This window comes from Pseudoalteromonas sp. SR44-5 (assembly GCF_014163675.1).
In the GTDB taxonomy this organism is placed as follows: domain Bacteria; phylum Pseudomonadota; class Gammaproteobacteria; order Enterobacterales; family Alteromonadaceae; genus Pseudoalteromonas; species Pseudoalteromonas rhizosphaerae.
The window spans coordinates 1-356 of the sequence record NZ_JACJDT010000205.1 but is presented as its reverse complement, the minus strand read 5'-3'; the positions used below and the strand labels follow the sequence as shown (position 1 = coordinate 356).

The 356-nt window shown below is 52.0% G+C and carries 1 pseudogene; it reads right to left on the bottom strand.

From position 1 onward, the window contains the following. Positions 1 to 356, bottom strand: a pseudogene (locus H5154_RS23260) (hypothetical protein); the annotation flags it as partial.

Below are 356 nucleotides of genomic sequence, written 5' to 3'. Positions count from 1 at the left end.
CCACTAATGGCTGGGGTGTTGTCATTGCTCAATGTATCGACGCTCACCGTGAGCGTCGGTGGCGTACCATCAAAATCAGTCGAAGTGATCGTGCGCACATTACCTGCTTCATCACTGGCACTGGCAGTCACAGAGGCCACTGTTAGCAGTGGAATGGTTAAGCCCACAAGCGTCCAGTCGCCATTGGCGTCAGTTGTAGTGGTATAGGTTGCGCCTATACCGCCACCAATGAGATTTTCAGTGATGGTGATAGTACTACCAGCAGGTAAATCGGAGGTACCGCTGAGAGACACTAACTGTCCTAATAGGAAGGTGGGCACAAACGCAAGCTCTGGTGGAATTGTATCCACCACGCC